This window comes from Roseibium sp. HPY-6 (assembly GCF_040530035.1).
Classification (GTDB): Bacteria; Pseudomonadota; Alphaproteobacteria; order Rhizobiales; family Stappiaceae; genus Roseibium.
This window is the reverse complement of record NZ_JBEWCD010000002.1, coordinates 2,994,497-3,017,616: the sequence shown is the minus strand read 5'-3', so window position 1 is coordinate 3,017,616 and position 23,120 is coordinate 2,994,497. Positions and strand designations below refer to the sequence as shown.

At 55.3% G+C, this 23,120-nt stretch carries 22 protein-coding genes; 10 read left to right on the top strand and 12 right to left on the bottom strand.

Going from position 1 to position 23,120, the window contains the following annotated elements; genetic code table 11:
• Positions 1–22: 22 nt before the first annotated feature.
• Positions 23–1,261 (bottom strand): deoxyguanosinetriphosphate triphosphohydrolase, encoded by a 1,239-nt coding sequence (locus ABVF61_RS24960; protein WP_353996232.1) that lies wholly within the window; start codon positions 1,259–1,261, stop codon positions 23–25.
• A 124-nt stretch (positions 1,262–1,385) separates the two neighbouring features.
• Here ABVF61_RS24960 and erpA point away from each other — a divergent pair, with 124 nt between their 5' ends.
• From erpA to ABVF61_RS24945, 3 genes are all read left to right on the top strand, one after another.
• On the top strand, positions 1,386–1,727 hold the full coding sequence (gene erpA, locus ABVF61_RS24955; protein WP_353996231.1) for an iron-sulfur cluster insertion protein ErpA: 342 nt from the start codon (positions 1,386–1,388) through the stop codon (positions 1,725–1,727).
• A gap of 60 nt (positions 1,728–1,787) precedes the next feature.
• A complete protein-coding gene (xth, locus tag ABVF61_RS24950; RefSeq protein WP_353996230.1) occupies positions 1,788–2,570 on the top strand; it encodes an exodeoxyribonuclease III in 783 nt (260 codons plus the stop codon).
• A 179-nt stretch (positions 2,571–2,749) separates the two neighbouring features.
• On the top strand, positions 2,750–3,109 hold the full coding sequence (locus ABVF61_RS24945) for a hypothetical protein (protein WP_353996229.1): 360 nt from the start codon (positions 2,750–2,752) through the stop codon (positions 3,107–3,109).
• Positions 3,110–3,146: 37 nt separating this feature from the next.
• Here the strand turns inward: ABVF61_RS24945 and ABVF61_RS24940 are convergent, their stop codons facing one another.
• Positions 3,147–4,010: a tetratricopeptide repeat protein gene (locus tag ABVF61_RS24940; RefSeq protein WP_353996228.1), complete on the bottom strand. Its 864-nt coding sequence runs from the start codon at positions 4,008–4,010 to the stop codon at positions 3,147–3,149.
• A 583-nt stretch (positions 4,011–4,593) separates the two neighbouring features.
• Here ABVF61_RS24940 and parE point away from each other — a divergent pair.
• From parE to ABVF61_RS24925, 3 genes are all read left to right on the top strand, one after another.
• Positions 4,594–6,639 carry a DNA topoisomerase IV subunit B gene (gene parE, locus ABVF61_RS24935; RefSeq protein ID WP_353996227.1) on the top strand — a complete coding sequence of 682 codons (2,046 nt, stop codon included), beginning with the start codon at positions 4,594–4,596 and terminating at the stop codon, positions 6,637–6,639.
• A gap of 355 nt (positions 6,640–6,994) precedes the next feature.
• Positions 6,995–8,437, top strand: coding sequence for a DEAD/DEAH box helicase (locus ABVF61_RS24930; RefSeq protein WP_353996226.1), 1,443 nt, complete (start codon positions 6,995–6,997; stop codon positions 8,435–8,437).
• A gap of 122 nt (positions 8,438–8,559) precedes the next feature.
• Positions 8,560–9,621, top strand: a complete 1,062-nt coding sequence (locus ABVF61_RS24925) for a GGDEF domain-containing protein (protein WP_353996225.1) — start codon at positions 8,560–8,562, stop codon at positions 9,619–9,621.
• 43 nt (positions 9,622–9,664) lie between these two features.
• Here ABVF61_RS24925 and tenA read toward each other — a convergent pair whose 3' ends face one another.
• The 8 genes from tenA to ABVF61_RS24885 form a co-directional block, all read right to left on the bottom strand.
• Complete coding sequence (gene tenA, locus ABVF61_RS24920; protein WP_353996224.1) at positions 9,665–10,339, bottom strand: thiaminase II; 675 nt, start codon at positions 10,337–10,339, stop codon at positions 9,665–9,667.
• 31 nt (positions 10,340–10,370) lie between these two features.
• Entirely contained in the window at positions 10,371–10,724 is a 354-nt protein-coding gene (gene sufA / locus ABVF61_RS24915) for a Fe-S cluster assembly scaffold SufA (RefSeq protein WP_353996223.1), read from the bottom strand.
• Positions 10,725–10,824: 100 nt separating this feature from the next.
• A complete protein-coding gene (locus ABVF61_RS24910; protein WP_353996222.1) occupies positions 10,825–11,220 on the bottom strand; it encodes an SUF system Fe-S cluster assembly protein in 396 nt (131 codons plus the stop codon).
• 13 nt (positions 11,221–11,233) lie between these two features.
• Positions 11,234–12,490 carry a cysteine desulfurase gene (locus tag ABVF61_RS24905; RefSeq protein ID WP_353996221.1) on the bottom strand — a complete coding sequence of 419 codons (1,257 nt, stop codon included), beginning with the start codon at positions 12,488–12,490 and terminating at the stop codon, positions 11,234–11,236.
• A 38-nt stretch (positions 12,491–12,528) separates the two neighbouring features.
• Positions 12,529–13,848: a Fe-S cluster assembly protein SufD gene (sufD, locus tag ABVF61_RS24900; protein WP_353996220.1), complete on the bottom strand. Its 1,320-nt coding sequence runs from the start codon at positions 13,846–13,848 to the stop codon at positions 12,529–12,531.
• Between the two features lie 14 nt (positions 13,849–13,862).
• On the bottom strand, positions 13,863–14,618 hold the full coding sequence (gene sufC / locus ABVF61_RS24895) for a Fe-S cluster assembly ATPase SufC (RefSeq protein ID WP_353996219.1): 756 nt from the start codon (positions 14,616–14,618) through the stop codon (positions 13,863–13,865).
• A gap of 63 nt (positions 14,619–14,681) precedes the next feature.
• Entirely contained in the window at positions 14,682–16,154 is a 1,473-nt protein-coding gene (gene sufB, locus ABVF61_RS24890) for a Fe-S cluster assembly protein SufB (RefSeq protein ID WP_353996218.1), read from the bottom strand.
• 106 nt (positions 16,155–16,260) lie between these two features.
• Positions 16,261–17,430, bottom strand: a complete 1,170-nt coding sequence (locus tag ABVF61_RS24885) for a cysteine desulfurase family protein (RefSeq protein ID WP_353996217.1) — start codon at positions 17,428–17,430, stop codon at positions 16,261–16,263.
• Between the two features lie 297 nt (positions 17,431–17,727).
• Between ABVF61_RS24885 and ABVF61_RS24880 the strand changes: the two genes are divergently transcribed.
• From ABVF61_RS24880 to ABVF61_RS24870, 3 genes are read left to right on the top strand one after another with little or no spacing between them, the layout of a single operon-like run.
• Positions 17,728–18,396 (top strand): alpha/beta hydrolase, encoded by a 669-nt coding sequence (locus ABVF61_RS24880; protein WP_353996216.1) that lies wholly within the window; start codon positions 17,728–17,730, stop codon positions 18,394–18,396.
• A 44-nt stretch (positions 18,397–18,440) separates the two neighbouring features.
• Positions 18,441–18,746 (top strand): hypothetical protein, encoded by a 306-nt coding sequence (locus ABVF61_RS24875; RefSeq protein WP_353996215.1) that lies wholly within the window; start codon positions 18,441–18,443, stop codon positions 18,744–18,746.
• The gene (locus tag ABVF61_RS24870) at positions 18,743–18,913 is read left to right on the top strand and encodes a GNAT family N-acetyltransferase (RefSeq protein ID WP_353996214.1); all 171 of its coding nucleotides are present in this window, start codon (positions 18,743–18,745) and stop codon (positions 18,911–18,913) included. The genes ABVF61_RS24875 and ABVF61_RS24870 overlap by 4 nt, the downstream gene beginning before the upstream one ends.
• Before the next feature lie 10 nt (positions 18,914–18,923).
• Here the strand turns inward: ABVF61_RS24870 and ABVF61_RS24865 are convergent, their stop codons facing one another.
• Together ABVF61_RS24865 and ABVF61_RS24860 are read right to left on the bottom strand one after the other, a co-directional pair.
• Positions 18,924–19,463 carry a DUF2155 domain-containing protein gene (locus ABVF61_RS24865; RefSeq protein ID WP_502949992.1) on the bottom strand — a complete coding sequence of 180 codons (540 nt, stop codon included), beginning with the start codon at positions 19,461–19,463 and terminating at the stop codon, positions 18,924–18,926.
• 114 nt (positions 19,464–19,577) lie between these two features.
• Positions 19,578–22,508: a valine--tRNA ligase gene (locus ABVF61_RS24860; RefSeq protein WP_353996213.1), complete on the bottom strand. Its 2,931-nt coding sequence runs from the start codon at positions 22,506–22,508 to the stop codon at positions 19,578–19,580.
• Positions 22,509–22,681: 173 nt separating this feature from the next.
• Here ABVF61_RS24860 and ABVF61_RS24855 point away from each other — a divergent pair, with 173 nt between their 5' ends.
• Complete coding sequence (locus ABVF61_RS24855; protein ID WP_353996212.1) at positions 22,682–23,107, top strand: DUF1284 domain-containing protein; 426 nt, start codon at positions 22,682–22,684, stop codon at positions 23,105–23,107.
• Positions 23,108–23,120 lie beyond the last annotated feature (13 nt).

Genomic DNA, 23,120 nt, shown 5'->3' with positions numbered 1-23,120 from the left:
GGTGAATAAGGTGATCAAGCGCCTACCCTAATTCAGGTGTGTCGTCAAACAATCTGCGGTGTTCTTCTATCGCAAAGCGGTCCGTCATTCCGGCTATGTAATCGCAAATGCGCCGCGCAATCTCATTATTATCCAGTTCTGCCAAACCGACGTTCCAAGGATGCGGCATCAGGTCAGGTTCCGACTGGAACCGGGCAAACAGATCTCTGACGACGCGTGCGACAAGTTTTCGGACGGCCAGAACGTCGTCGTGACGATAGACACGCGCAAACAAGAAGCGTTTCACCTCTTTTTCCGCCGTCACCATGTCGTTTGAGAATCCGACCATACACTTGCCCGCGTTGCGGATATCCTGAACGCTCTCAGGTGCGAGATCAGAAAGATTCTCAATCGACTCCCGTATGACGTCTTCGACCATCCTGGTGATCGAGCGACGCACGATTTCATGGATTCGCCGCCCCTCTTCCAGTCCCGGGTATTTTCGGTCGACCTCGCTTAGAATGTCGGCCAAAAAAGGTACTTCTCGCATATCCTCGATCGCAAAAAGGCCTGCTCTCAAGCCGTCATCCAGATCGTGGGCGTCGTAGGCAATGTCGTCGGCGATTGCCGCTGCCTGGGCTTCTCCACCCGGCCAGGTGTCCAGAAGGAGGTCCTGTCTTTCGGCATACGCGCGGATCGCAAACGGAAGTTGGCTGTTCCTGAATTTTCCAAGCGGGTTCCCGGCCCCGTCAAGCAGAGGTCCGTTGTGCTTGACCAACCCCTCCAGGGTTTCCCAGGCAAGGTTCAATCCATCGAATTCGGCATAGCGCTGTTCGAGTAATGTCACGACACGCAGGGACTGCGCGTTATGGTCGAAGCCTTCGAAGGGGGCCATGCATTCATGCATGACATCTTCGCCCTCGTGGCCAAAGGGGGTGTGTCCCAGATCATGAGAAAGAGCGAGGCACTCGGCCAGATCCTCGTCAAGGCGCAACGCCCTGGCAAGCGAACGAGCTATCTGCGACACCTCGATCGTGTGCGTCAGACGCGTGCGGTAATGATCGCCCTCGTGATAAACAAATACCTGTGTCTTGTGCTTCAAACGCCTGAACGCAGATGAATGAATGATCCGGTCGCGGTCCCGTTGGAACGGCGTTCGGGTAGGACTTTCCGTTTCAGGAAAGAGGCGCCCCCTGCTTTGGAGCGGGTTCTCCGCATAGGCGGCGCGTGATTGCGCGCCAAAGCCGAGATCCGATTTTACCTGGGACCAGTCACCGTTCACAGCATCTTCACCCCATTTCGCCGAACTCCGCAGATTGACGCGGGCGACTTCAAAACTTACTTATCTGAATTAATCAGGTTTCCTGCTCTTTGCCACGGATAAGAGCACAGCGAGTCGGTGGAACATGACCGAAACACTTGAAAATCGAGTAACAGTCAGCGACCGCGCTGCCAAGCGTATCGCGAAAATATTGTCCGGTGAGCCGTCCGGCAGCATGCTCCGCGTGAGTGTGGAAGGCGGTGGCTGCTCGGGATTGCAGTACAAATATGACGTTGTCGACAGCACAGAAGATGACGACCTGGTCATCGAAAAGCCGGGCGCGACTGTTCTGATCGACTCGATCTCGCTCCAATATATGGGCGGATCGGAGATTGATTTTGTGGACGATCTCATCGGGCAGTCTTTTCAGATCAACAATCCGAACGCCGTTGCCGGCTGTGGCTGCGGTACAAGTTTCACGATCTGAAGACAAATCACATCCGGGCTGATTGTTCCGGCTGACACCATAAACAGGACATTCGGCCCGATGAAAATCGCGACATGGAACATCAATGGTGTCAAGGCACGCATAGACACTGTGCTGGAGTGGCTCAAGGAGACGTCTCCCGACGTGGCGTGCCTGCAGGAAATCAAATCCGTTGACGAGAATTTCCCGCGGCAGCCCTTTGAAGAGCTCGGCTACAATGTGGAAACACATGGCCAAAAGGGGTTTAACGGCGTCGCTTTGCTGTCCAAGCATCCTTTGGAGGATGTTGAACGGCGCCTTCCTGGTGATGACGCCGACGAGCAGGCACGCTTCATAGAAGCCTCCGTATCGACCTCCAGGGGAGCTGTTCGATTCGGCTGCCTTTATCTCCCGAACGGCAATCCACTCGGCACAGAGAAATTTCCTTACAAACTCGCGTGGATGGAACGACTGATCGCGCATGCTGAAAACCGGCTGCGCGATGAAGGCGCTTATATGCTGCTTGGCGACTACAACGTCATTCCGGAGCCTGTCGACGCAAAGAACGCTCAGAACTGGCTTGATGATGCCCTGTTCCAACCCGAGAGCCGGCAGCGTTTCAGGGCGCTGGAGAACCTTGGCTTTACGGAAGCGGTCAGATCCTGCACCGAAGCGGAGGAAACCTACACGTTCTGGGACTACCAGGCAGGTGCCTGGCAGAAGAACAACGGCATCCGTATCGACCACATTCTGCTCTCGCCGCAAGCAACAGATCTTATGTCCGGCTGCGGGATCGACAAACACGTCCGCGGTTGGGAAAAACCTTCTGACCACGTTCCCGTCTGGGTGAAGCTGGCTGCCTGAAAACGAAATCTACAAGCAGAATTCTGTCGTGTATGACGCCTGTGGACCGTGTACAGTCGCGCCAGCTTGCAGACGCCAGACTTGCACAATGGTCATTGCATGCTAGTCTTTTCGGTAATGGGATAACGCAACGACATATTCCGTCCGCGCCGGTCTGCAGCGGGCAACTGCAAAATCCGGTGCTTCAGCGCAGCATCGGACTGTCTTATTTCATCAAGCTTTCAAGACTTTGTTCTCTTACCGCAGCAATCGTGGTCTTTGGCGTGGCTTCCTTTGCCTACGCTCAGAACATCAGCTGTACCTGCAGGTACAAAGGTGAAGACTACGGGATCGGGGAATCGATTTGCCTGAAAAGCCCGGACGGCATGCAAATGGCGACCTGCTCGATGGTGCTGAACAATACGTCTTGGAAGTTCAGCAACGCGCCCTGCCCTTACTCATCGCTCGAGCCCGAGAACCTTGTGCCGAACCAGTCCCCAGCTGGAGCGCTGGAGTATCAACGGGACAAGCGGGCGGCCAACGCAGTGGAGCACGGCTAGAGCCAGCTGACTGCGAAAATAGCCGACACTAAATGAGCTATTGCGTCTTGAGCTGCTGTGCGGTGAGCAGGTCCGAGCGGTTCTGTTCGATCCAGCCGTCGGCGAGCACCCTCGCCTTCTCGCGAACAGTTTCCGGAGACACAGCAAAATACTGTTCGTGCATCGTGTTGATCCACGTGGCTTCCGAACCGGTTGCCTGTTCTCTGGCAACCGTCATCCACATGAGACCGCGCGCCTTTTTCTTTTCAGACGTGCCGATCATGTACAGTGTTTCACCCAATCGGGCTTGCGCTCCGATATGCCCCTTGATGGCCGCGAGATTGTACCAGCGAACGGCCATTCGGCTGTTGTTGTCCTGATACATTCGGCCTAACTCGTATTGGGCGTCAGCATCCCCGAAATAGGACGCTGCATGCGTGAAGATCTGCCGGGCCCGCGTTTCGTTTTGCGGAACCGAACCGTCAATGCCGTTCAGATAATAGGTGCCAAGTGCGACAAACGCGCTGGATACAAATGGCGCATCTGGCGCACTCGGGCTGTCGTCGCCATGTTCGCGCACAATCTGGCTGTAATACTGGAATGCCTTGAGGTCGTCTTCCTGAACGCCATCCCCCTTGGCATACATCTCGCCAAGTTTCCAGGCGGCCATAGGCTGACCGTTTTCGGCCGCATACTGAAGAGAATTCAATGCACCGGCCTTGTCTCCCGCATAATACTGGCGCGCGCCTGCACGCAGCGCTTCTGTCGGCGAAAGATCATTGGGTCCGATCTGGACATTGGGAGTCGGCTGACCATCGAATGCCAGTGCGGACACTGAAAGACCCAACAACAGCGCGATGGACGCAGTTGTTTGTTTTCCAAAGCCGAAGACCTTCGAAAGTGTGTTGTGCCTGCCAGTCACACAATTACTCACCGGACGGTACTCACCGGCGGGCCGTTTGGTATTGACGGCTTTTATATTTGTTCGCGCCTCGCGCATTTTCTGTCTCTTCATACCGTCGGGCCACAACCGGACGGCTCTTTTTGCGCGGCCCAAGTTGGCCAATCAATTCGGCTTAAGTTTGGCCATTGTGGGCCCAATTAAGACCATTTGCGGGTTTCTTCCTCTCTTGGCCATTCGCCGAACAATGCATACATAGATCGCCGAACAACCGAAGCTTAGCGTAACGGTTGCTGCTCAAAAATGGCTGAACATGGGCAGCCTCGCCATTCAAGTCCTTCGAACATGACTCTGTTGGCGAGTGTTGCCGAATTGGCACAATTCTTGTGTTGCCCATGCATCACCCTTTTGAAAAACATCAAAACACAAGCAGGTTGATGATCTGTTTCCGGAGCCGAAAATGGGCCAGTCTGTTGAAAACCGGGGCAACGCGGCAAAATCCTTTATCGTTCTTCATTTGTACTTCAAACTTAGGTGTGATTCGGTGTAGACAGTGGCGCTGAATTTCGGCGAAACGAGTTTCAGACCCTGCAGGCGAGACGGAATGAGTGCAAAAGACGACCTATTTGCTGGCAATGCGGCGATTTCAACACCGATGAACGATGACGCCCCGAAAGCGGCCCCATCCAAAACACGCACGCCTGCTCCCGTCGCCGTGACTGAAGACTACTCCGCTGCCGATATCGAGGTTCTTGAGGGCCTGGAACCCGTCCGCCGCCGCCCGGGAATGTATATTGGCGGTACTGACGAGAAAGCGCTCCATCACCTTTTTGCGGAAGTCATCGATAACTCGATGGACGAAGCCGTTGCCGGCCACGCGACCTGGATCGATGTTTCACTCTCCACCGATGGTTATCTCACCATAGTAGATAACGGACGCGGCATTCCCGTTGACCCCCACCCCAAGTTCAAGGACAAATCCGCTCTTGAAGTGATCATGACGACGCTTCATGCAGGCGGCAAATTCGACAGCAAGGTCTACGAGACATCGGGGGGACTGCACGGCGTCGGTGTGTCTGTTGTCAATGCGCTGTCGGAAGAACTTGTGGTTGAGGTCGCAAGAAGCCGAAAACTCTACCGGCAGACCTTTCGCCGGGGTCACCCGCAAGGGCCGCTGGAAATGGTCGGTGATACCCAGAATCGCCGCGGCACGCTTGTAAGGTTCAAGCCTGATGAGGAAATCTTCGGCAAAGGTGCCAGGTTCCAGCCTGCCCGCTTGCTCAAGATGGCACGCTCCAAAGCCTATCTCTTTGGCGGCGTCGAGATCCGGTGGCATTGTTCCGCCGATCTGATTACCGGCAAAGACGAAACGCCGACGGAGGCCGTTTTTCACTTTCCTGGCGGTCTGAAAGATTTTCTTGCCGAGCGCCTGACCACCGAGCGGCGTGTCGTTGATGAAATATTCGCGGGCCGCACGGACAAGACCGGCAAGCATGGGTCGGTCGAATGGGCGGTCAACTGGTTTGCCGGAGACGGCTTCGTGAACTCCTACTGCAACACCGTTCCAACGCCCGAGGGCGGTACGCACGAGGCTGGTTTTCGTTATGCGCTGCTGCGCGGGTTGAAAGCCTATGGTGAACTCACGAACAACAAGAAAGCCAGCATCATCACCGGCGACGATGTCATGACATCGGCGGGCGGGATGTTGTCCGTTTTCATTCGTGAGCCGGAATTCGTTGGCCAGACCAAAGACAAGCTGGCGACAAATGAGGCGACGCGTGTAACTGAAACCGCAGTTCGCGATGCCTTTGACCACTGGCTGACAGCATCGCCGAACCAGGCGAACAAGCTGCTGGAATGGGTGATCGACCGGGCCGACGAAAGGCTCCGCAGGCGGCAGGAAAAGGACGTCGCGCGCAAATCTGCGGTCAGGAAACTGCGCCTGCCCGGCAAGCTGGCGGATTGTTCAGCCAACCAGTCGGATGGAACCGAGCTCTTCATCGTGGAGGGAGATTCCGCGGGTGGCTCGGCAAAACAGGCCCGTAACCGCTCAAACCAGGCTGTCCTTCCACTCCGGGGAAAAATCCTGAACGTTGCAAATGCCGGCAGAGACAAACTGGTCGCCAACCAACAGCTTGCAGACCTGATACAAGCGCTAGGCTGCGGAACACGGTCGCAATACAGAGAACCAGATCTGCGCTACGAAAAGATTGTGATCATGACCGATGCCGATGTGGACGGCGCTCATATCGCATCGCTTCTCATTACCTTTTTTTACCGCGAGATGCCCGAGCTTATTCGCGGTGGCCACCTTTACCTGGCTGTCCCGCCGCTCTATCGGCTCAGCCAGGGCGGAAAGACGCTCTATGCCCGCGACGATGCCCACAAGGACGAATTGCTCGAGACAGCATTCAAGGGAAAATCAAAAGTCGAAATCGGCCGCTTCAAGGGTCTTGGCGAAATGCTGCCGGCGCAATTGAAGGAAACGACGATGGACCCGGCCAAACGGTCTATGCTGAAGGTCGACGTAGACGAGGCGGAAATCGGCACAACGAACGACACGGTTGAACGCCTCATGGGCAACAAACCGGAAGCCCGGTTCAGGTTTATTCAGGAAAATGCTGAATTCGCCGACGATCTTGATATCTGAAGTCTGCGTATCTCACCCAGACGCAAAACAAAGAGACGACATGATTGCCGAAGCTCTTGTTTGAACAAGATCATGGCTTTTTCGCACTTGCGTGAGATCGTTTGTTTCTGAAATCAACGATAACTTTGCTTAATATTGCGGCAGGCACTATGTCCTAGAAGCAGAGGTTCTAGTGCTTGGTGCCTGCATTATTAACTGCAATGGCAATTCCTTCCCGGAAATACTCGATTTTCCTGGAATTTTACCACTTCGGCGCATTGACACCAGCACCCGTAACTGTAGTGTGCGCACAACGGCGCTGGCGGTTTGCCAAGTGCCGTATTGTTATTACCACAACATCCGGGCAAAACGCTCCATGTCATTTGATACTCTCGGTCTTAGCGAGAAGGTCCTCTCTGCAGTTGATGCAGCAGGTTATAAGGAACCCACAGCAATCCAGGCAGGAGCAATCCCCCAGGTCCTGGAGCGGCGCGACATACTCGGGATCGCGCAGACGGGAACCGGCAAGACCGCCAGTTTCACATTGCCGATGTTGACGCTTCTCGAAAAGGGCCGCGCCCGCGCGCGGATGCCGAGAACGCTTATCCTGGAGCCGACACGCGAGCTGGCGGCGCAGGTTGAAGAAAATTTCGAAAAATACGGCACGAACCACAAGCTGAACGTTGCTCTATTGATCGGCGGCGTATCGTTCGCGGAGCAGGACAGAAAGCTGGACCGCGGTACAGACGTGCTGATTGCCACTCCTGGTCGTCTGCTGGATCATTTCGAACGCGGCAAGTTGCTGCTGCAGGGCGTGGAAATCCTTGTCATCGACGAGGCGGACCGCATGCTGGACATGGGCTTCATTCCCGATATCGAACGGATCTGCAAACTGATTCCGTTCACGCGTCAGACCCTGTTCTTTTCAGCGACGATGCCGCCTGAAATTCAACGGCTGACCGATACATTCCTGCAAAATCCTGCCCGTATCGAAGTCGCGCCCACCTCATCCACTGCAGAAAATGTCAGTCAGCGTCTAAGGGCAGCTGCCTCCAAGGATTACGAAAAACGCGCAGCCCTGCGTGAATTGCTTGAAGGCGCTGAAGACCTTCAGAACGCGATCGTTTTCTGTAATCGCAAAAGAGACGTTTCGACGCTTTTCCGTTCGCTTGAACGCCACGAATACAACGTCGGAACGCTTCACGGTGACATGGACCAGCGTACCCGCATGATGATGCTGGATAATTTCCGCAAAGGGAACATCAAGCTCCTGGTGGCCAGCGATGTGGCCGCACGTGGCCTCGATATTCCAGAGGTCAGTCACGTCTTCAATTACGACGTGCCGAGCAACGCGGAAGACTATGTGCACCGTATTGGCCGCACGGGTCGGGCCGGCCGCAGTGGCACGGCATACACGCTGGTTACCGGTGAGGACAAAAAGTATCTCGACGCGATCGAAGAGCTGATCAAACAGTCGATTGACTGGCTGGGTGATCCGATAGATTTCGAGGCGGCGGCGAAGGAGCGTAAGGCGAGACGGAAGTCAGGCAAGAACGCGAAAAATGAATCCAGCAACGACAACGACGCATCGCAGGCAAAGGCGCCACGCCAACGGCGCGCGCAATCCAGGCAGCGCAACGCAGAAACTGATGTCAAACAGGAGCAACAGGACGTGATCAACCAGGCATCAGTCTCTGAGATCCCGCAAAAATCCGCGAACAAAAAGCCGAAAAGCGACAAGTTTGAACCGGCTTTCAGTCCTGGCGTTCACATTCCAGCGTTTTTGCTCCGTGAGCCGCGTCCGAAAAAGGCGTCGTAGCGTTAATTTAAATGCGGGAAATCCCTTAAGCTTAACCGCTCATTAAAACTTCCATCCGACTTTGGAACCTGAGCTTGTGACCGTGTGGGGCGGATTCGCATGGCTGAGTTGAGAGAAGTTTTATGTCGGATGAAGACGACCATAACCGGACCATCAAATATGGTGAATCCGCTATTGGTTACATAAGAAAAAACACGCTTCCTGCCTATCCTCGCTCTTACGAGCTTTGGTACACGTATTCTGCTGGATACAATCAAGGCCTTAATCGTGCCATCAACGACACGATCAAAAGCAATGGCCGGATCAGCACCGATGAAATGCTGAACCTCTACGGCCGTTTTCTCTCACCGACACGACTTGGTGACCGGCTCGACGAAGTTGGAACACGGGTGTCGCGTGAAGTTGAGGAGCTGATCGATTCTCTGAAACTGAGCGCTGATGCAACATCCGACTACGGCAATGCGCTCGAGCAAGCCGGCGAAAAGATCAAAGAAATTCAAGATCCGCAGAAGCTTCACATGTACGTCACGCATCTGGTGAAGTCGACACAGAATGCCGTTGCCTCGAACAGAAAGCTTGAGAGCCAGCTTCTTGAATCCAAAAAGCACATCGAGAACCTTCAATCCTCTCTCGAGGCGATCAGGTACGAATCGCTGACAGACGAGTTGACCACTCTCAACAATCGCAAACACTTCGAAGTCTCGATTGAAAAAATCATTGATCAGTCAAAAGAGAGCGGTCGAAGCTTTGCGCTTTTGATGACTGATATCGATCATTTCAAGAAGTTCAACGACACCTACGGTCACCAGACCGGTGATCAGGTTCTGCGCCTTGTCGCACTGGCCGTAAAGCAGAACATCAAGACCCAAGACATTGCGTGCCGATATGGCGGTGAAGAGTTCTCAATTATCCTGCCGCAATGCAATCTTGAGGAAGCAATTGAGATAGGCGAAAAAATTCGTGCGGCTGTCATGTCGAAGGAACTGGTCAAAAGATCCACAGGGGAAAACCTCGGACGAGTAACAATTTCGGTGGGAATTGCAACCTTCGAAAGTATGGATACAGCTCATTCCATAGTTTCACGTGCCGACGAAGCGCTCTATGCCGCCAAAAATGCCGGGCGCAACCTGGTCAAAACAGAAGTTGATCTGTCGGCAGCCAATGACGAAGAAAACGTCGCGTAGGTTTTTTGGGGCCCGATCTTCACCGAAGCTTGCACCATACGCCTTAGCTTTCCGGTGCTTTCGTAACGTTTAGCCCCATCTGCCAGAAATCGCTTTCCAACCGGCAGGCTTTCTCAAACAAAGACAAAACACGCGGATACCGGTGTTCCGTGAGCACTTTGGCCGAGGTGTCTTCAAACCAGCTTTCAAAACCCTGAGCCAGATCCTGATAGCCTGCGCTTGCGTATTCCTGTATCCAGCGCTGGTAAGGATTGTCCGGCTTATCGCAGCCCATCATGTGAAGGCGTTTGCCAATCTCGGCATACCCGATGATACAGGGGGCAAGAGCGGCCTGAAGGTCCAGCAGATCACCCGCCATGCCCGCGTCGAGAACGAACCGCGTGTAGGCCATGGTTGGCGTGTCTTCAGGAGCTTGTTCGATGTCCTTGCGCTGCATCCCCCAGCGTTCACAAATCTCGATATGAAGCTCGAGTTCCACATCAAGAATGGCCTTCACCCCTTCCAGAGAGTGGCGCATGTCGGCTACCGTCGGGCTCTTGTAGATGCCGAGCGCATAGGCTCTGGCAAACTGAATCAGGAACAGATAATCCTGCACCAGATAGTGTTTGAAACACGCAAGAGGCAACGCGCCTTTACCGAGCTCTTCAACAAAGGTGTGTTGGGTGTAATCGACCCATTGCTCTGCCGCGTCGGACTTGAGCCGCTCGAATAATCTCATGGAATGCTTTCTGGGAGAATACCGGGTCGTGTCAGTTTGCGTTCAGCGCACCGGCGTCTGCTGCCTGTAGCGAAACGGATTCTCCGCAACCGCACGCTGACACTTCGTTCGGATTCTTGAAAATGAAACCGGACCGGAACTTGGTGACTTCGAAGTCCATCTCAGTACCAAGCAGAAACAGAACGGCTGAAGGATCAATAAAGAGTTTTGCTCCCTTGTCCTCGATCACATCGTCACCGGGCTTGGCATCTTCCACCAGATCCATGGTGTATTCCATGCCGGCACAGCCACCTTTCTTGATGCCGACACGCAAGCCAACGGCGTTCTTGTCTGCATTTTCGACAAGTTCCCTCACCCGCTCTGCAGCGGTATCGGTCATACTCATAACCTTGAATTTTCCGGCAGCGGCCATTTGGTCCTCGTTCTGCTCCAAGTCACCAAAACCTGATATAGGTGTTCAGCTTATCGGATAAAAGGTATCGAACTCAATACCAGTTGAGCGCAACTTTCGCTTCGTCCGACATGCGATCCGGCGTCCAGGGCGGGTCGAACACCATATCGACATTGACCGGACCGACGCCTGCGACTGCGGAAACCGCATTTTCAACCCATCCCGGCATTTCGCCCGCAACCGGACACCCCGGTGCTGTAAGGGTCATATCGATATTGATCGAGCGATCATCTTCGATATCGACCTTGTAAATCAGGCCCAGCTCATAGATATCGCAGGGAATCTCGGGATCGTAAACTGACTTCAATGCACCGACGATATCAGTCGTCAGGCGATCAAGCTCATCGCTTGGGATTGCAGTCTTGGCCGAAACTTCCGCCTGCAGCTCAGCGCCATCGGCAGCCGTGTCGATTGTTGTCACGTTTTCCATCCTGGGTCCGTCCTTACCCGAAAAAACTCTGCGCTTTTAAAAGGGCTTCGTAAAGTGCGTCCACTTCATCACGCGTATTATAGAGCCCAAAGCTTGCACGACATGTAGACGTTACGCCGTATCTTGCCAAGAGCGGTTGCGCGCAATGGGTCCCTGCCCTTACCGCGACACCAGCGCGGTCGATAATCGTCGCGACATCATGCGCATGTGCGCCTTCGATTTCGAAAGATACGATCGCGCCTTTGCCCGGCGCATCACCGAATATCCTGAGCGAGTTGATCTCCCTGAGTTTCTGATGGGCGTAGTCCTTCAGATCCTCTTCGTGCTTCGCGATGTTTTCGCGGCCAATCGAATCCATGTAGTCAAGCGCAGCTCCGAGACCGATTGCCTGAACAATCGGCGGCGTTCCAGCTTCGAACCGGTGCGGCGGGTCGTTGTAAGTGATAACGTCTTCCGCAACATCCAGGATCATCTCGCCGCCGCCGTTGAAGGGACGCAGTGCGTCGAGCCTTTCCGGTTTGCCCCAAAGCACACCGATGCCTGACGGCCCATAGACCTTGTGGCCGGTAAAGACGTAGTAGTCGCAGCCAAGATCCTGGACGTCCACGGGCATGTGGACTGCTGCCTGGCTGCCGTCGACCAGAACCTGGATGCCCCGTTCGTGCGCGATCTCGCAGATTTCCTTGATCGGTACGACGGTGCCTAGCACGTTGGACATGTGCGTGATCGCGACAAGTTTCGTCCGGTCGGTCAGTGCGTCCACGAACGCGTCGAGGTCGAACGTGCCGTCCTCGCGCACATACACCCATTTCAGAACCGAGCCGTGCCGTTCACGATGGAAATGCCAGGGCACAATGTTGGAATGGTGCTCCATGATCGAGAGCACGATTTCGTCGCCTTCACCGAAAAAATCCGGACCAAGCCCGTAGGAGACAAGGTTGATCGCCTCTGTGGTTGATTTTGTGAAGACCACCTCGTCAACCGATTTGGCGTTCAGGAACCTTCGGACTTTTTCACGTGCCGCCTCATAATTGTCCGTTGCCGTATTGGACAGGAAGTGCAGGCCGCGATGGACGTTGGCGTATTCCTCCGAATAGGCCTTCGTAACGGCATCGATCACAGCATTAGGCTTTTGCGCCGAGGCGCCGTTGTCCAGGTAGACAAGCGGCTTGCCGTAGACTTCCCGTGAAAGGATCGGGAAGTCGCGCCGTACGGCCTCCACATCGTAGCCTGAAATCTGAGGTGCTCGTTCTGCAGTCGCGACGGTCATGCGGCGCTGCTCCTTATTTCCGTTTGCCCCAACGCAGCCTAGTGACCAGCCAGCCACTCGCGAACGCGTTCTTCGAGGCCTTCCGTCACATCGTCTTCGCCATATTCCTCGATTGCTTCCGACAGGAATGCAAGAACCAGAAGTGTCTTTGCTTCCGCTTCAGGAATACCGCGCGCACGTAAATAGAACAGCAGATCCTCGTCAATCTGTCCGCTCGTCGCACCGTGCGCACAGATGACGTCGTCCGCGAAGATTTCAAGTTCCGGCTTGTTCGCCATCTCCGCGTCTTCCGACAGGAGAAGAGCCTGGGTCATCATCTCGCCGTCGGTCTTCTGCGCATGCTGGGCGACATTAATTCGGCCCTGATAGACACCCTTTGCCCGGCCATCGAGAATGGTCTTGAAGAACTCACGGCTGTTGCAATGAGGAACGGCGTGATCGACGATCAGCGTCTGGTCAGCCAGATCGTCGCCACCGGCCATCGTAACGCCATAGATCTTCGCCTCTGAGTTTTCACCCGTGAAGTTGACGAATTGCTGGTTCCTGGCAAAACGCGGACCGGCCATGAAACCGAGGGATTTGAATTCGGCTTCCGCGCCAATTGTAGCGACTGACGTGAAAAGCCGCGCCGCGTCATCCTTGCCAACGATCAGACGGGTCGTGGCGAGGAAAGCCTTGTCGGCGACATGATAATCGAAAACAGAATTGACTTCGCCGCCACCCGTTTCGCCAGCGAACGTTTCCAGAAGCCGCAGGCGTGCGCCGGTTCCCACCTTTACGCGGTTACGCGTGACCAATGCTCCGGCGGATGTGGCCACATGAACGAGTTCGACAGGTTTCGACACATCGGCGCCATCAGCAACTTCAACAACAACGCCGCCCTGAACAAAGGCCGTGTTAAGTGCCAGCAGTCCGTCACTCAGACCCGACTTCGGTGCTGCAAGGAACTGCGACCCGTTCTCGCCTGAAAGGACGTCGTTCAGATCCTGGATCGTTACGCCTTCGGCCGCCAGCGCATCGCCGTCAGACAGTTCTGCGACGTAAACCCCGTTGGCGACAACAACCTTGTGCCGCTCCAGGTCACCGTAGCTGTTTTGCTCAGCCAGCAGCTTCTTTGCAGCTGCAAGGTCGGCTGCGTCCGACAAGGGTGCGGCCGCCTTCAGGAAAGCGCGCAAGTCGGTGTACTTATATTCCTCAACCCGGCGGTGCGGCAGTCCCTGGTCGCGGATCTGATCAACGGCGGCTTCCCGAAGCGCCGCTACTGCGACCGATCCCGCCAAAGACGATTTTGCCTTGTCGTAACGGTCGAAGAGATCGCTTTCGGCCTGAGTGTGTCTGATCGGCATGCTGGCGTTCATATCGCGTTGCTCCCTCAAGCGGCCGTTTCAACGTAGTCGGCGTAACCGTTCTTCTCCAGCTCAAGCGCCAGATCCTTGGTACCCGATTTCACGATCTTGCCTTTGGAAAGAACATGAACGACGTCGGGAACGATGTGATCGAGCAGACGCTGATAGTGCGTGATCACGACCATGGCACGGTCGGGTGCGCGAAGCTTGTTGACGCCATCCGACACGACGCGGAGGGCATCAATGTCGAGACCGGAATCCGTTTCGTCCAGTACACACAGCTTTGGCTCCAGAAGTGACATCTGGAGGATTTCCGCGCGCTTTTTCTCACCACCGGAAAAGCCGACATTCAACGGGCGTTTCAACATGTCCATGGAAACGTTCAGATGCGCTGCGGCGGCTTTCACGCGCTTCATGAAATCGGGAATGGAAAGAGCATCCTCGCCCCGCGCCTTGCGCTGCGCATTCATGGCTGTTTTCAGGAATTCCATGGTAGCGACACCAGGGATTTCGATCGGGTACTGGAACGCCAGGAACATACCCGCTGCAGCGCGCTCGTCGGGATCCATTTCCAACATGTTCTCACCGTTGAAGAGTACTTCGCCCTCGGTGATTTCATAGTCGTCCTTGCCGGCCAGAACGTAGGAAAGGGTCGATTTGCCCGATCCGTTCGGGCCCATGATGGCATGGACTTCGCCCGGATTGACCGTCAGATCGACGCCGCGCAGGATTTCTGTTTCGTCTTCCGCAATGCGGGCATGAAGGTTCTTGATCTCAAGCATGAGATAATTCCTTGTTTTGTGCTCGGCCCATGGCCAAAAATTTCGTTCAAGTCTGTGCGCAGATCAGCCCACGGATCCTTCCAGGCTGATGGAGATCAGCTTCTGGGCCTCAACGGCGAATTCCATTGGCAGCTGCTGAATGACGTCCTTCACGAAGCCATTGACGATCAAGGCAACCGCTTCTTCTTCCGACAAGCCGCGCTGCAGGCAATAGAACATCTGGTCGTCCGAGATCTTCGAGGTGGTGGCCTCGTGCTCAAACTGTGCCGATGCGTTCTTGCTCTCGATGTAAGGCACTGTATGTGCGCCGCAGTCCTGACCGATCAGGAGCGAGTCACACTGCGTGAAATTCCGTGCGTTCGACGCCTTGCGGTGCGCCGAGACGAGGCCGCGATAAGTGTTCTGGGACTTTCCGGCGGAAATCCCCTTTGAAATGATCCGGCTGGACGAGTTCTTGCCGAGGTGGATCATCTTCGTACCGCTGTCGACCTGCTGATAACCGTTGGAGACAGCGATGGAATAAAACTCGCCGCGCGAATTTTCACCACGAAGGATACAGGACGGGTACTTCCAGGTGATCGCGGACCCGGTCTCGACCTGCGTCCAGGAGATCTTGGAGTTCTTGCCGCGGCAGTCCCCGCGCTTGGTGACGAAGTTATAGATGCCGCCCTTGCCGTCCTTGTCGCCCGGGAACCAGTTCTGAACCGTCGAATATTTGATTTCCGCATCATCAAGAGCGACCAGTTCGACCACAGCGGCATGCAGCTGGTTTTCATCGCGCTGCGGCGCTGTACAGCCCTCCAGATAGGACACATAGGAGCCCTTTTCCGCGATGATCAGGGTGCGTTCGAACTGACCGGTGTTTTGTTCGTTGATGCGGAAATAGGTCGACAGCTCCATCGGGCAGCGGACGCCTTCCGGGATATAAACGAACGAACCATCCGAAAAGACAGCAGAGTTCAGCGTCGCATAATAGTTGTCTGTCACCGGAACCACGGAGCCAAGGTATTTCTGGACCAGTTCCGGATACTCGCGCACTGCCTCGGAGATTGAGCAGAAAATGACGCCCGCCTTTTTCAGCTCTTCCTTGAAGGTCGTGACGACAGAGACAGAATCGAAAACGGCATCGACCGCGACCCGGTTCTTGGGTTCCACTCCTGCAAGAATTTCCTGCTCGGCAAGAGGGATACCGAGTTTCTCGTAGGTCGCCAGCAGCTCCGGATCGACTTCATCGAGGCTTTTCGGTCCCTCGACGGATTTCGGTGCGGCCCAATAGTAAAGGTCGTCGAAATCAATCTTGGGGTACGCTACGCGCGCCCAATTCGGCTCATCCATCTGCTTGAACCGGCGGAGCGCATCAAGCCGCCATTCGGTCATCCATTCCGGCTCGTCCTTTTTGGCGGACAGGAAACGGACAGTCTCTTCCGAAAGACCCTTAGCGCCTTTTTCCGACTCAATATCGGTGACGAAGCCGTATTTATACTGGTCGACATCGATTGCTTTCACCCGATCGATGGTTTCCTGCACAGCTGGCATCTCTTGTCTCCATTTGGCGAGCGGAACGGCCGCTCAGTGAACATCCGGGTGCAGGCTCTGTCGCTCCTGCGCCGTTACCTAGGCGGTGTCCCGCCGAATTTTCCGGTCATGCCGCCTTATGGCGCGCATTTGGGTTGAGGCGATCGACGATCCCGGGCCAAACATCGAGAAATTCTTCGATGTCAGTCTTCGTCGTATCCCACCCCATACTGATGCGAAGCGCGCAGCGCGCGAGTTCTTCGTCTACGCCCATCGCGGTCAGCACATGGGAAACCGACACCTTGCCTGACGAGCATGCGGATCCTGATGAAATCGATACGCGCTCAAGGTCCAAGGCGATCAGTGCGGTTTCAGCAGAAATTCCCGGCACCGCAAAGCAGCATGTATTTGCCAGACGCTCTGCTTTGATCCCGAAGAAAATGGTTGTCGGGCAATGCGCCTGCAGACCTTCTTCCAACCGGGTTTTCAACTCGAGCAAATGGCGCAGGTCGGCTGTCTCTTCAAGGGCGGCATCCGCGGCAATTCCAAAGCCTGCAATTGCGGCAACATTTTCGGTCCCGCCCCGCCGCCAGTTCTCCTGGCCACCACCGACCATCAAAGCTGAAGGTGTCTTCGCCGTAGAGCGCACAACCACGGCGCCAGCGCCCTGAGGCCCACCAAGCTTGTGTGCCGAAATTGTAAGCGCGTCCGCCTGCCAGGCGTCCATATCGATCTTTATCCGCCCCGCAGCCTGAACCGCGTCGACATGGAAAAAGTGACCGTATTCCTGGGCGATGGCGCCGATTTCGGCGAGCGGCTGAATAACTCCGGTTTCATTGTTGGCAGCCATGACCGAGATCAGGCTTGGCTCTGTGTCACAGACACTGTCCTTCAGAGCATCAATTTGGATGACACCATCGGAATCGACGGGCACGACACACTGATTGGCAACCGCGAACCGGCCGCCTGTCACCACAGAAGGATGCTCGACGGCGCTCCTGAACAGCTTTTCAAGATAAACCGGTGCACCTTGTACCTGCCATACGGGCGTCAGTGCCATCATATTGCCTTCCGTGCCACCGGAGACGAACGTAACAGCGCGATTTTGCGCGCTGCATAAGCGCGCGACCTTTTCCCTTGCAGATTCGATCCTGCCGCGTGCACGTCTGCCGTCCGTATGAACGGATGAGGCATTTCCTGCATCACTTAGCACCTCGATCATGCTCTCGCGCGCAACCGGACGCAAAGGCGCTCCGGCATTGTGATCGAGATAGATCGGGTCAGATCGACGTGGCATGAGACCTTAAATGTCCTTCAAGGTGGTTTCAACGCATCGAAATTCCGCTGAAATGCCAAACACATGTTCGAAAAACTTGAAATTTTTCGCTGTGATGACGATAACACCCCCCAACTGGTCGAACCGAGCGTTGCCGCAATCAGGGGGTGGCGCGAACTTTCGAATAATTCTAAACAAGGTTCTAGAAACTTGGAGGCTAAGAGTCAAGTTTAGACTTACGGGAAACCACGTATATAGAACTGAATTTCCAACGCACCGATTCCCCGGCGCGACAAAATGACAAGGACATAGCGCTTCATGCCTGAGGTGATCTTCAACGGTCCCGCCGGCCGGCTCGAGGGCCGGTTCCATCCCGCCAAAAAACGTAACGCTCCCATCGCACTGGTTCTGCACCTTCATCCGCAGTTTGGCGGCACGATGAACAATCAGATCGTCTACCAGATGTATTACATGTTCGCTCGGCGCGGTTTTGCGGTTCTGCGCTTCAATTTCCGGGGTGTCGGCCGGTCTCAGGGAACGTTTGATCACGGCCAGGGGGAACTTTCTGACGCGGCCGCAGCGCTGGATTGGGTTCAGACTGTTCATCCCGACGCGCGGGCCTGCTGGATCGGCGGCTTTTCGTTCGGTGCGTGGATCGGCATGCAGCTTCTGATGCGCCGTCCTGAAGTGGAAGGCTTTATCTCTGTCGCACCACCTGCAAACCTGCATGACTTTTCGTTCCTTGCCCCCTGCCCGTCTTCAGGCCTGATCGTGCACGGTGACAATGACAAGGTCGTTCCGCAAAAGGACGTTCAGACACTTGTCGACAAATTGAAAACCCAAAAAGGCATCGTGATCGATCACGAGACCATTCCGGGCGCCAATCATTTTTTCGAAAATGACATGGATGAACTTCTGGAGCGCTGCGGAACCTATGTCGATGGCCGGCTCGGTCTCACACCGGATGATTACGTCGATATCGACTGACCGGTCCAAAGGAGAGCCCGCCAGTCCGGCGGGCTTTTTTGATTATGTCCGATGAGCTGCTCATTCGACCCGCATCCTACCAGGACCTTTCCGGCCTCTTGTCGCTTTATCACGACCTCAATCCGGATGACTTGCCGGCTGATCCCGATCTCCGTGACCAGACTTTCCAACAGATGCTCGAGCATCCAGGGTTGACCGTTCTGATCGCATGTCTGGAACGCAAACCAGTTGGTTCGGTGACTGTTTCTGTGGTCCCAAACCTAACCCGAGGCTGCGCATCCTACGCATTGATTGAAAATGTCGTCACCTTGTCTTCCCACGTGGACGGGGCGTCGGAGAAAAGATCATGACTGCGGCAATCGACCTCTGTTGGGCTGCAGGGTGCTTCAAGATCATGCTGTTATCCGGCGAGCAAAACACCAAGGCACATGCATTTTATGAAAGGCTGGGTTTCAAGCGCAGCAAGACCGGATTTGACCTTAGGAAGCTCGGATACGCCCCGCGCAAGGGAACGTGATCACGCATGATCATCCCTGGAACGGTTTCTTCCTTGGAATACCGGGACCGGATTCGACACCATCATCAGGTCCTGCAAGCGGATCCTCACCTTCAGCGACAACGCCTTTGATCGGCGGCCCGTCATAGTCCTCCGGCGGCGGCACAGTCGAGGCAAGCTTACAGTTGGTCAGCCAAATGTCGTAGACCGGATGCTCGACGGCATGAAGACCGGGGCTCGCGGCATACATCCAGCCGGAGAATATGCGGCGCACTTCGTTATTCAGGGTGATTTCATCCACCTGAACAAAACCGGTGGTCAATGGCGACTCGGTTTGCGGTCTTGTGTGGCAAACCCTCGGCGTCACTTGCAGAGCCCCGAACTGCACCGTTTCGCCAATATAAACATCAAACGAAATAATACGGCCGGTGATCTTGTCGAGACCTGAAAAGACGGCAACGGGGTTCTCGATTTTTTCGGCCAGAACAGCACCGCCGGGGATGACCGCAGCAAACGCCGCAAGCGCGACAGATGCACATAGTCGTATCGCTGTTTTTTTTGCTTCGAACACTTTTGCCATCAGGTATTGAGTCGCTGGTGCTAGGATAGTTTCTTTCTTTGACGTCGCGCTAGCACCGAATTACGGCCCGGACAAGACAAGATCCCGTCCGAAGCCGTATCTGCGTCAGCCAATTTCCGCCAGCCGGTTCATGGCAACCTGAACTTTTTCAAGTTTTACCTTGGATTCAGCCACTTTTTCGCGCTCTCCTTCGACAACTTCTTCAGGAGCCTTGTCTACAAACTTCGGATTGGAAAGCTTTTTCTCCGTTTTGGATATCTCCGCTTCCAGCTTACCGATCTCTTTTTGAAGCCGCGCTTTTTCCGCACTCAAATCAATCACGCCGGCAAGCGGCAAGCAAACGGTCACCTCGCCCACAATGATCTGCGCAGACCCGGATGGTGCAGCGTCGGCGTGCGTCACGGTCTCCGCGCGGGCAAGACGAAGGACAGCGGACTCGTGCGTCAAGAGCCGCGAACGAGTTTGCTCGTTTGCACCAACCATCACAACCGACACCTTTGCTCCCGCCGGAACGTTCATTTCTGCACGAACGGACCGGATCTCGGAGATCAGGTTCACAAGCCAGTTGATTTCGGCGGCTGCGTCTTCGTCGGACACGGACGCTTGTGGCCAGGCAGAAAGCATGAGCAAGCCCTCCGCCTTGCTGCCCTCATCGCCGAGACGCTCCCAAAGCTCTTCCGTGAGGAACGGCATGAACGGGTGCAGGACCTTCAGGATCTCGTCAATTGCCCACGCCGTCGTTGCGCGTGTCTCAGCCTTGGCAGCCTCGTCGTCGCCGTTGAAGATCGGTTTGGCGAGCTCCAGAAACCAGTCGCAGAAGGTGTTCCAGGTGAATTTGTATACGGCACCAGCCGCATCATTGAACCGATAGTCTTCTAGTGCCGCAGTGACCTCGGTGATGCAGCGGCCAGTTTCCGTCGCTATCCAACGGTTGAGCGTGTGCTTCGTGGTCGATGGATCAAATTCTTCGACACGAGCACAGCCATTCATTTCGGCGAACCGGGACGCGTTCCAGAGCTTTGTCGCGAAGCGCTGACCGCCTTCAGCCGCCTGGTCAGACATGCGGAGCATCCTGCGCGCCTGAACTTCCTGACTGGCCAGAGCGAAACGGGTTGCGTCGGCACCAAAGCGGTCGATCAGGTCGAGCGGATCAATGACGTTACCGGTCGACTTGGACATCTTCTTGCCCTTGCCGTCGACGACGATGGAGTTGAAGTAGACGGTGTGGAACGGCACTTCGTTCATGAAGTGCAGACCCTGCATCATCATTCGGGCGACCCAGAAAAAGATGATGTCGAGGCCCGTGATCAGCACATCGGTCTTGTAGTAGCGTTCCAACTCTGGCGTCTTGTTCGGCCAGCCCAGGGTTGAAAACGGCCAGAGCGCGGAAGAGAACCAGGTGTCGAGGACATCCTCATCACGCGTTAATGACTTGCCGCCCGCCATTTCAATGGCTTCTTCCTCGGTCTGGGCACAAAACTCTTTACCGTCCTCATCGTACCAAACCGGAATCTGATGTCCCCACCAGAGCTGGCGTGAAATGCACCAGGGCTGAATATCATCAAGCCAGTTGTAGTAGATCTTGTCGGCATTGCCCGGGATAAGCTTTGTCGTACCGTTCCTGACCGCTTCAAGTGCCGGGGCCGCAAGGGTCTTGGCATCGACGAACCACTGGTCGGTCAACATCGGCTCGATGACGACCTTTGAGCGATCGCCGAACGGTTGCATGATCTTTTTCGATTCGACCATCGGCAACGCAGATGGTCCGGTTTCGTCTTCGCCAAGAGCGCGAACAATCGCTCTCCCCAGCGGATGCCAGTCCGGTGCGTTGCCCTTCATCCAGGCAACATCGGGATGGTCAGGCGGAACCATAACCGCGAGCCCTTCCGCCGTGATCTGCTCGATGACACGCTTGCGCGCCTCATAGCGGTCAAGGCCACGCAAGTCATCCGGAACAATGTTGATCAGGTCGACCTCTTTGACGGTCAATTCCGCTCCGTCAATTATCGCCTGTGCTTTTGCCGCCTCCTCGACATATGGCGCGCCGTCGGAACGCATCGCGCCTTTGGTGTCCATGAGCCGGTACATCGGGATCTTGTTGCGCTGTGCGACGCCATAGTCGTTGAAGTCGTGTGCACCGGTGATCTTGACCGCTCCGGAGCCGAAGTTCGGATCCGGATAACTATCCGTAATGATCGGAATCAGGCGACGATGCTCTTTAGGGCCGACCGGTATTTCGCAGAGTTTTCCGACAATTGGCTTGTAACGCTCATCATCTGGGTGAACCGCAACAGCACCGTCGCCCAACATGGTTTCCGGACGCGTGGTGGCAATCGAAATATAGTCGCGAGTTTCTCGGAGAGTGATGTTACCCTCCTCGTCCTTTTCGACATATTCATAGGTGGCTCCCCCGGCCAGGGGATACTTGAAATGCCACATGTGTCCGTCGACCTCGACGTTCTCGACTTCGAGATCGGAAATCGCCGTTTCGAATTTCGGGTCCCAATTGACCAGTCTCTTGGATTTGTAGATCAGGCCTTCGTTGTAAAGGTCGACAAAGACCTTCAAAACCGCCGCTGACAGATTGGGCGACATTGTGAACTCGGTCCGGCTCCAGTCGCAGGACGCGCCAAGGCGCTTCAACTGGCCAAGGATCGTGCCTTCCGACTTGCGCTTTTGCTCCCAGACGCGCTCGACGAACGCTTCGCGGCCCATTTCCCGGCGACCGGGCTGCTGGGTTTCCATGAGTTCCCGCTCAACGACCATTTGCGTGGCAATACCGGCGTGATCGGTGCCAGGTTGCCAGAGAACGTCATACCCCTGCATCCGCTTCCAGCGGATCAGGATGTCCTGCAGGGTATTGTTGAGTGCATGACCCATGTGAAGCGAACCGGTCACGTTCGGTGGCGGAATTACGATGGAAAAGGCAGACGCACCCTCTTTGGCGCCAGCACCGGCCTTGAAGGCTTCCGACTTTTCCCAGGTCTCGTAAATCCGCGGCTCAACGCTTGCCGCATCGTAGGTCTTATCCAGCATCAGGTTCACTCAATGGGAGGATGTAGTTCGATTTTCGTGAGCCACCGTGTAAATCGGAAGCGTCGGCACAAGTCAACAGGCTAAAGGCGTGACAGGGCCAAGATAGGCGCCATTCTCAGAAGATCGGAACCCGAGTGCTTGGGCTAGGCGAAAATTAGTGCCATAAGCCCGCTATGACTGTTTCAATCCGGCCCCATCATCTGCTTTGCATGTTGACGTATCTCGGCAAGGGATACACGCCAAGCTTCGTGCAAAACTACAATGTGATCATCAAGCGGCTGAATTCCGGAGAAGCTATCACGATCGTGTCCGGGCCGGACGACATATGTCAGGCAATGCTCAACGAGGACGATTGCCACTGTCACAATAAGAGTGTGCTCGAGAGGGATGCGCTCGCCTTGGCACAAATCAACAATTTCTTGAAGCGCGACCTGATGCCAGGCGAGCCAATCCTTCTCTCTGCGGATAATATCGCCGGATTGCGAAAAGCATTTGCGTCAGGAGAAATCCGGGGCGCCTGCGCTGGTTGCGAATGGGCGGAGCTCTGCACATCAATCGCAGCAAAGGGTTTCGCGGGTTGTCTTCTGTCAGCCCGCTAGCGTGACTGGAGCA